Below are 8,396 nucleotides of genomic sequence, written 5' to 3'. Positions count from 1 at the left end.
AGTGGCGTCATCAAACTCTATGCACGCCACTCTCCGCATCCTGGCGTCTTAGCGCGAAACCCAAGACGCCGTGGGCGCCGCCGGCTCAGCGATGCCCGTGCCCACCATTGCCGTGCCCGCCGCCATGGAAGCCACCGCCATGGAAGCCGCCACCATGGAACCCACCCGGACTGCCGCCACGCTGCCCGCCACCTGGCGCGCCGTTCGCCCCCGGGACACCTGCACCCTGCCCGGTGAACCCGCCACGGCCTTGGAACCCGGCGCCGTTTCCGTGATAGCCACCGCCGTTGAAGTTCGCCCCGCGATCGCCGTGGCCGAAGCCGCCCCAATTGCCGCCACCGCGATAGCCGCCGCCGCGGCCCTGCCAGTAGCGCTGCTGATTGCCATTCCAGCGATAGGGCCGGCGATAGCGATCATAGACGTACACGCCGCTGCCGGGATAATAATAGTCGCCGTACCAGCCGAAATACGAGCCACCATAGCCACCATAGCCGAACCCGTCATAGCCATAGCCGCCATAGCCGCCATAGCCACCGCCGTAATAGCCGGGGCCATAGCCCGCCGCGTCATAGCCGACACCGACGCCGCCATAGCCGTAACCATCGTTGCAGCCGGCCGTACCAAGCGTCATCAGACCGGCCATACCGGCGAGAGCGATGCTCTTGAGGTTCATGGATATAATCCCATACTTGGGACGGCAAGACGCGCCGTCGAACACCATCAACGGACCGTAGTGATACCGGTTCCGTTCCGGCCGGAACGGACGCGGAACGCCGCTTTGGTGCTTCAAACCGCGCCGGGCAATCCAGCCTTCAATGCTTCAGGTCGCGCCAGACATTCTGATAGGCGCCCCAAGCCAGGAAGCAGAAGATCATCAGGAAGATCACCGCCGCGAGCCCGGCGGCGTGGCGCGCCTCCAGATTGGGCTCGGCCGTCCAGCTCAGGAACGCCGCCACGTCCTTCGCCATCTGGTCCACCGTCGGGCGGGTGCCGTCGGCATATTGCACTTGACCGTCGGACTTCAGCGGCGGCGGCATCGCGATGTTGAGGTTCGCGAAATACTGGTTGTAGTACAGCCCCTTGGGGGTTGCGATGTCGGGGAATTCCTTCACCAGATCGGTCGGCTGCTTCACATAGCCATGGCCGACGAGCGAGTAGACATAGTTCGCCCCACCGTGCCGCGCCTTCGTCATGTCTGACAGGTCGGGCGGCACCGCATTGTTGTTGGCAGCGCGCGCGGCGATGTCGTTGGCGAAGACGAGCGGGAAGTGATCGGACGGAATGTTCTTGCGCGTCGAGGCCTCGCCCGTGTCGGGATTGGGCGCGGGCTGCTCGATCTGCCACTGGTTGGCGATCGCCTTCACCTCGGGTGCGGTATAGCCGATCTGCGCGAGGTCGCGAAACGCGACGAGGCGGATCGAGTGGCAGGCCGAGCAGACCTCCTTGTACACCTGGAACCCGCGCTGAAGCTGGCGCCGGTCATATTTGCCGAGCACGCCGTCCGAGGACAGCCCGGCGTTCAGCAGGTGCGATCCGGTCGTGGCCTCGATCCGCCCCTGCACGAACTCCGCGGCGGTTTCCGCCGGCGGATTCTTGATCCGGTCCGACACCGTGCCGAACAGCGCGAGCGCCAGCACGAAGACGAACGCCGCGCCGACCAGAGCTGCAATTGCTCGAACCATGTCCCGTTCTACCCCTAAGTCTTCGTTCGTCTTACGCCAGCGCCGTCTTGGCGGGGCTGGTGCCGCCATGCTTTTCCAGCACGGCTTCGGTGATCGAATTGGGCAGCGGCCGGGGCCGCTCCGAACGCGAGATGATCGGCAGCACGATCAGAAAATGCGCGAAATAATAGGCCGCGCTAATCTGCCCGAGCATGATGTAGCCAGGCGATGCCTCCGCGCCGCCGACCCAGCCGAGGCACAACACGTCGACCACCAGCACCCAGAAGGCGATCCGTGCCTTGGGCCGATAGTTGTTCGAGCGCACCGGCGACGAGTCGAGCCAGGGCAGGAAGAACAGCAGCAGGATCGAACCGAACATCGCCAGCACGCCCCAGAGCTTCGCCGGCAGGATGAAATCCGCGGTGAACGAGCGCAGGATCGCGTAGAAGGGCCAGAAATACCATTCGGGCACGATATGCGCGGGCGTCGAAAGCGGATTGGCCGGGATGTAATTGTCCGGATGGCCGAGCAGGTTCGGGAAGAAGAACACCAGCGCGGCGAACACCAGGAAGAACACGCCGACACCGACGCCGTCCTTGGCGGTGTAATAGGGGTGAAAGGGCACGGTATCCTGCGGCCCCTTCACGTCGACGCCAGTCGGGTTGTTCGACCCCGGAATGTGCAGCGCCCAGATGTGCAGCACGATCACCGCCGCGATCACGAACGGCAGCAGATAATGGAGCGAGAAGAAGCGGTTGAGCGCGGCATTGTCGGGCGCATAGCCGCCCAGCAGCCACACCCGGATCGTCTCGCCCACCAGCGGGATCGCGGAGAAGAAGCCGGTGATGACCTGCGCCCCCCAGAAGCTCATCTGCCCCCATGGCAGCACATAGCCCATGAAGGCGGTGGCCATCATGAGCAGGAAGATCGTGACGCCCAGCAGCCACACCATCTCGCGCGGCGCCTTGTACGACCCGTAATACAGCCCGCGGAAGATGTGCGTATAGACCACGATGAAGAACATCGACGCGCCGTTCGCGTGCGCATAGCGCAGGAACCAGCCGGCGTTCACGTCGCGCATGATGCCCTCGACGCTGTCGAAGGCGACACCGGCATTGGCTGCATAATGCATGGCGAGCACGATGCCCGTGACGATCTGCACCGCGAGCGCGGCACCGGCCAGCACGCCGAAATTCCAGAAATAGTTGAGGTTGCGCGGCACCGGATAGCCCGCGCCCACGGCGTTATAGGCAAGCCGCGGGATCGGCAGCTTCTCGTCGAGCCACCGCATCAGCGGCTGCTTCGGCTCGTAATGCTTGGCCCAGGAAAAGCTCATATTCTCGTTCCTCAGCCGACCGTGACGCTGGTCGGCGTCGTGAAATTATACTCGGGCACGAACAGATTCTTGGGCGCAGGCCCCTGTCGGATGCGTGCTGCGGTGTCATATTGCGAGCCGTGGCAGGGGCAGAAATAGCCGCCATATTTGCCGCGGTTCTCGCCCTCGTGGATGCCGAGCGGAATGCAGCCGAGATGCGTGCAGACGCCGAGCGTGATGAGCCAGTTCTTGTGCCCCGCCTTGGTCCGCTGCTCCAGCGTCTGCGGATCGCGCAGTTCGTTCAGCGCGACGGCATCGGCCTCGGCAATCTCCTTGGCGGTCAGGTTGCGTACGAACAGCGGCTGCTTGCGGAACGAGGTGATGACGCCCTGCCCCGCCTCCACCTTGCTCAGGTCGACCACCGTGGTCGATTGCGCGAGCACGTCGGCGGACGGGTTCATCTGGTTGATGAGCGGCAGCACGATGGCAAGCGCCCCGACGCCGGCGAAGGACACCGCGGCGACGTTGATGAAATCGCGGCGGCGCGGATCGTCGATCGGTTCGTGGAACGGCGCGGGATCTTCGCCGGGAGGAACCATGGTGTCGACGTTCGCCATTCAACTCGCCCTATAACCCCGGATACCGAAGCCACGTACGGAAGACAGCGCCCCCGCCGTGCCGCGCCTTTCGTCCCCAAAGGCTGCCATGATGTGATAGACGGCGGACGGGCGCTTTGCCAACAGGCATTTTGCGCGGCCGCGGGGGGCGGCGCGTCGGCGGAGAACATCCATCATGCGCATCGCGCTCTACGAGCCGGATATCGCCGGCAATGTCGGCACGATCCTGCGCACCGCGGCGTGCCTGGGCGCCGGCGTCGACCTGATCGAGCCGATGGGCTTCCCCTGGGGCGACCGTTCGCTGGCGCGCGCGGGCATGGATTATGCGCGCCGCGTCGATGTGGTGCGCCATGTCGATTGGGCGGCGTTCGAGGCGCAGGTGGTGGGGCGGATCGTGCTGTTGACGACCACCGGTGCGATCGACCTCCCCGCCGCCAGCTTTCGCGCGGACGACGTGCTGCTGCTGGGATCGGAGGGCGCGGGCGTTCCCGAGCCGGTCCATGCCCGCGCCGACCTCCGGGTGCGGGTACCGATGCGCGACGGGTTCCGCTCGCTGAACGTGGCCGCCACCACCGCGATCGTGCTCGGCGAGGCGATGCGGCAGATGGGTTGGCCGGTTTAGACCGGGACGCCGGGCCTTCGGAGATCGAAGCGGGTCGCACGGAGGCGCGGAGCGAACATCGTTTCTTCGGAACTTGGCGCCGACCCGATCGCCATGGCTGAAACCGATCCCGCCTAAAATCCTCCCCGTGCGAAACAGGATTTGATAGGGGCACCGCCATGCCACCGCCCGACCCCCAGCAAACCGCCGCCCGCGCCTGGTTCGAAACCCTGCGCGACCGCATCTGCGCCGAATTCGAGGCGATCGAGCGCGAGGCGGGATCGGACGCCGCCTTCGCCTACACGCCCTGGGACCGCGCGGACCCGAGCGGTGCGCCGGGCGGCGGCGGCGTGCGCGGGGTGATGAAGGGCCGGGTGTTCGAGAAGGTGGGCGTCAACGTCTCGACCGTCGGCGGCACGTTCGAGGGCGACTTCGCCAAGTCGATCCACGGCGCCGGCGAGCATCCGCAATTCGCCGCCACCGGGATCAGCCTCGTCGCGCACATGGCCAATCCGCACGTTCCCGCGGTGCACATGAACTGCCGCTTCCTCGCCACCACCAAACGCTGGTTCGGCGGCGGCGCGGACCTCAATCCGCCACTGCCGATCGCCGAAGACACGGTCGCCTTCCACGCGGCAATGCGCGAGGCGTGCGACGCGCATGATCCGGGCTATTATCCGCGCTTCAAGGCCTGGGCCGACGAGTATTTCTACATTCCGCACCGGCAGGTGCACCGCGGCGTCGGCGGAATCTTCTTCGATCATCTGGAAAGCGACTTCGACGCCGATTTCGCGTTCGTGCGCGACGTCGGGCTGGCCTTCCTGTCGGCCTATCCTGCGATCGTGCGGGCGCGGATGGACGCGCCGTTCGACGCTGCCGATGTGGCAGCGATGCGCGCATGGCGGGGGCGTTATGCCGAATTCAACCTCGTCTATGATCGCGGCACGCTCTTCGGGCTGAAGACCGGCGGCAATATCGATGCGATCCTGATGAGCTTGCCGCCGGTGGCGACATGGGACTGATCGCGGTGCCGAACGGCGATCTTGCCACGATCGTCACCACGCTGGAGATGACGCGGCGGCCGCCGCTGCGCCCCGTCCCACCCTCGCCGTTGCGGCTGGTGCGCTGGGCCGAGCCGACGCTCGCCCGCTATCGCATGCTGTTCGCGCGGGTGGGCTCGCCCTGGCTCTGGTATTCGCGGCTGGTGATGGCGGACGCCGACCTCGCCGCCATTCTTGCGGACCCCGGCGTGCAGGTCTTCGCGGCGGTCGATCCGCGCGGGATCGAGGTGGGGATGGTCGAACTCGATCACCGCCAGCCGGGCGATGTCAGGCTCGCCTATTTCGGGCTCGTGCCCGAACTGGCGGGCCAGGGCCATGGCCGTTGGATGATGGCGGAAACGCTCGCCCGCGCCTGGACGCCGGGCGTGACGCGGTTGTCGGTGTGCACCTGCACGCTCGACCATCCGTCGGCGCTCGGCTTCTACCGCGCGCAGGGCTTCACCGCGACGTCACGCACCATGGAGACGTTCCCCGATCCTCGCCTGTCGGGCACGCTGCCGCGCGACGCCGCACCGCAGATCCCGTGCATCGCCGACCGGCCCGCATAACGGGAACGACTCAGGCTTCCAGAAAGATCGTCAAGCCCGGCGGCATACGCTTGGCCGGCCGGCCGTCGATCGCCGCCTCGATTGCGGCGATCGCGGCGATCAGGTCGCGCTGCGCATAGGGTTTGGCGAGGCAGCCCGCGGCCAAAGGCTGCGCCTCGGGCGGGAAATTGCCGGTCACGAACAACACCGGGATCTCCTGCGCGAGCGCTGCGCGGGCCACGTCGAGTCCCGATCCGTCGGCCAGGCGGACGTCCACCAGCACCAGATCGATGGGCTCGCCCCGCCCAATCACCGCGACCGCATCGGCCACGCGGTCGACCGTACCGACGATCGTATAATTCGCATCCGACAGGAAATGTTCGGTATCGAACGCCACCAGCGGCTCGTCCTCCACGACGAGCAGGCGCACGATCTGCCGCTTCTTCCGTCCGAAGATCATGCCTTGCTCATCCTCGTCCGCCCAGCAGGCTCGTTACGCGTCCGTCTCCTAACGCGCCGCTGCGCGCGGGGATGCAAATATTTTCGCATGGGGGTGCGCATTCGGCTATCAGCGCGGCGATGACCGATACCCCTCGAGATCCCGGCGCCGGCGAACGCCCCGCCCCGCGCGCCGGAGAGCGCATCGCCAAGCTGCTCGCCCGCGCCGGCATCGCCTCGCGCCGCGAGGTGGAACGGATGATCGAGGACGGGCGGATCGCGATCCACGGCACCGTGCTGACCACGCCCGCGACGGTCCTGACGACGCTCGATGGCGTCACGGTGGACGGCCAGCCCGTCCAGGCACCCGAACCGACGCGGCTGTTCCTCTATCACAAGCCGCCCGGCCTGCTGGTGACGGAGCGCGACCCGCGCGAGCGGCCGACGATCTACGATCACCTGCCCGACGATCTGCCGCGCGTCGTGCCGGTGGGGCGGCTCGATCTGGCGACCGAGGGGCTGTTGCTGCTGACCACCGATGGCGGGCTGAAGCGGCAGCTGGAGCTGCCCGCCACCGGCGTCGAGCGCGCCTATCGTGCGCGCGCTTATGGCCCGGTCACGCAGCAGCAGCTCGAGGATCTGTCCCAGGGGATCGAGATCGAGGGCATCCGCTACGGATCGATCGACGCCAATATCGAGCGGCGCACCGGCGCGAACGTGTGGATCGAGATGACGCTGACCGAGGGCAAGAACCGCGAGGTGCGCCGCGTGCTGGAGCATCTCGGGCTTCAGGTGTCGCGGCTGATCCGCATCCGCTACGGCCCGTTCGTGCTGGGCGAACTGGAGCCGGGGCAGCTCGGCGAGGTCAAGCAGCACGATCTGGTCGATTTCCGCAAGTCGCTCGGGCGCGCGCCGGCGCTGTCGGCGAGCCTCGACGTGCCCAATGCGCCGGTCGCGCCGGCCGTCGTGACGGTGGAGGCACGCCGCGCCGCGCCGGCCGCGCGGGCGCCCCGCCCCGCCCCGGCACGCGACCTGCGCCCTGCGCGCGAACCCGAACGGCCGTTCCGCATCCGCCCGGCGAGCGAGGGCGGGCCCGTCCGCCCACAGACGCCCCGCGCCGCCACCACCGAGCGGCCCTTCCGCATCCGCGAAGTCGCCACCGACGAACGGTCCCGCACGAGCCGGCCCTATGCCAAACCCGGCGTGGACCGCGACACCCGCACCGACCGCCCCGCTCGGACGGATGCGACCAAACCGCGCTTCGGCGACCGCAATGCCCGCAGTGATGCGCCGCGCACCGAGCGCCCCGGCCGCGACGCCCCGCGCACGGGCTTCGCCAAGCCCGAGGGGGGTGGCCGCTCGGGTCGCCAGGGTGAGCGCGGAGCCTTTGCAAGCCGCGACCGCGCACCGGCGGACGAAACCGCGAACGGCCGCACCGCGCGCACCGCGGCGCGCACGCCCTATGCCGGCACCGAGCGCGTGCGCACGGATCGCACCCGCTCGGACGATCGCGGCGCCCCCCGCCCCACGGCCGGCAAGCCCGCCGGCGGAAAGCCGGCCAAGGGTCCGGCAGGCGGCCGCGGCCATCCGCCGCGCACCCCGCGCGGGGGCAAGCGCTGATGCGCGTCATCGCTGGCCAGTGGCGGGGCCGCCCGCTCGTCGCGCCCAAGGGCGAGGCCACGCGCCCCACCGCCGATCGCACGCGCGAGGCGCTGTTCTCGATGCTGACGAGCCGCGTCGGCAGTTTCGAGGGGCTGACCGTCGCCGATCTCTTCGCCGGATCGGGTGCGCTCGGGATCGAGGCGCTGTCGCGCGGTGCCGCGGCGTGCCTGTTCGTCGAACAGGATCGCCCCGCGCTCGACGCGCTGCAGGCCAATCTGGCGAAGCTGGGCACGCGGCAGGACGTGCGCGCCACGTCGGTGATGGCGCTGCCGCCCGCCGCCGCGCCGCTCGACCTGATCCTTATGGATCCGCCTTATGGCACGGGCGCGGGGGTCGTCGCGCTCGATCGCCTCGCGCGGCTCGGCTGGACGGGCGCGGCGACGTGGATCAGCATCGAGACCGCCAAGGCCGAGGAGCCCGTGATCGCCGGCTTCACGATCGATGCCAGCCGCGTTCACGGCAAGGCGCGGATCACCTTGCTGCGCGCCGACTGACACGGGCGCCGGCGAGTCCG

The 8,396-nt window shown here is 68.2% G+C and carries 9 protein-coding genes and 1 pseudogene; 5 read left to right on the top strand and 5 right to left on the bottom strand.

Going from position 1 to position 8,396, the window contains the following annotated elements:
- Window positions 1–85: 85 nt before the first annotated feature.
- The 4 genes from OXQ95_RS13455 to petA form a co-directional block, all read right to left on the bottom strand.
- Window positions 86–673, bottom strand: a complete 588-nt coding sequence (locus OXQ95_RS13455; protein ID WP_267381963.1) for a hypothetical protein — start codon at window positions 671–673, stop codon at window positions 86–88.
- A gap of 139 nt (window positions 674–812) precedes the next feature.
- Window positions 813–1,682 carry a cytochrome c1 gene (locus tag OXQ95_RS13450; protein WP_267381962.1) on the bottom strand — a complete coding sequence of 290 codons (870 nt, stop codon included), beginning with the start codon at window positions 1,680–1,682 and terminating at the stop codon, window positions 813–815.
- A 31-nt stretch (window positions 1,683–1,713) separates the two neighbouring features.
- On the bottom strand, window positions 1,714–2,997 hold the full coding sequence (locus OXQ95_RS13445) for a cytochrome b/b6 (RefSeq protein ID WP_267381961.1): 1,284 nt from the start codon (window positions 2,995–2,997) through the stop codon (window positions 1,714–1,716).
- An 11-nt stretch (window positions 2,998–3,008) separates the two neighbouring features.
- Window positions 3,009–3,593, bottom strand: coding sequence for a ubiquinol-cytochrome c reductase iron-sulfur subunit (gene petA / locus OXQ95_RS13440; RefSeq protein WP_242095217.1), 585 nt, complete (start codon window positions 3,591–3,593; stop codon window positions 3,009–3,011).
- 175 nt (window positions 3,594–3,768) lie between these two features.
- On the opposite strand from petA, the gene OXQ95_RS13435 reads away from it, so the two are divergent.
- The 3 genes from OXQ95_RS13435 to OXQ95_RS13425 all read left to right on the top strand — a co-directional run bounded on the left by OXQ95_RS13435 (window position 3,769) and on the right by OXQ95_RS13425 (window position 5,803).
- Window positions 3,769–4,215 carry a tRNA (cytidine(34)-2'-O)-methyltransferase gene (locus OXQ95_RS13435; RefSeq protein ID WP_267381960.1) on the top strand — a complete coding sequence of 149 codons (447 nt, stop codon included), beginning with the start codon at window positions 3,769–3,771 and terminating at the stop codon, window positions 4,213–4,215.
- 158 nt (window positions 4,216–4,373) lie between these two features.
- Window positions 4,374–5,216: an oxygen-dependent coproporphyrinogen oxidase gene (gene hemF / locus OXQ95_RS13430; RefSeq protein ID WP_267381959.1), complete on the top strand. Its 843-nt coding sequence runs from the start codon at window positions 4,374–4,376 to the stop codon at window positions 5,214–5,216.
- Complete coding sequence (locus OXQ95_RS13425) at window positions 5,207–5,803, top strand: GNAT family N-acetyltransferase (protein WP_267381958.1); 597 nt, start codon at window positions 5,207–5,209, stop codon at window positions 5,801–5,803. Before hemF ends, OXQ95_RS13425 begins: the two co-directional genes overlap by 10 nt.
- Before the next feature lie 10 nt (window positions 5,804–5,813).
- Here OXQ95_RS13425 and OXQ95_RS13420 read toward each other — a convergent pair whose 3' ends face one another.
- Window positions 5,814–6,242 carry a response regulator gene (locus tag OXQ95_RS13420; RefSeq protein ID WP_242095213.1) on the bottom strand — a complete coding sequence of 143 codons (429 nt, stop codon included), beginning with the start codon at window positions 6,240–6,242 and terminating at the stop codon, window positions 5,814–5,816.
- Window positions 6,243–6,418: 176 nt separating this feature from the next.
- Here OXQ95_RS13420 and OXQ95_RS13415 point away from each other — a divergent pair.
- Window positions 6,419–7,123, top strand: a pseudogene (locus OXQ95_RS13415) (pseudouridine synthase); the annotation flags it as partial.
- Between the two features lie 716 nt (window positions 7,124–7,839).
- Window positions 7,840–8,376 (top strand): 16S rRNA (guanine(966)-N(2))-methyltransferase RsmD, encoded by a 537-nt coding sequence (gene rsmD, locus OXQ95_RS13410; protein ID WP_267381957.1) that lies wholly within the window; start codon window positions 7,840–7,842, stop codon window positions 8,374–8,376.
- Window positions 8,377–8,396: the final 20 nt, after the last annotated feature.

The organism is Sphingomonas sp. GC_Shp_6 (genome assembly GCF_026540835.1).
Lineage (GTDB): Bacteria > Pseudomonadota > Alphaproteobacteria > Sphingomonadales > Sphingomonadaceae > Sphingomonas.
The sequence above is the reverse complement of the archived record's forward strand: the minus strand, read 5'-3'. Positions and strand labels throughout refer to the sequence as shown.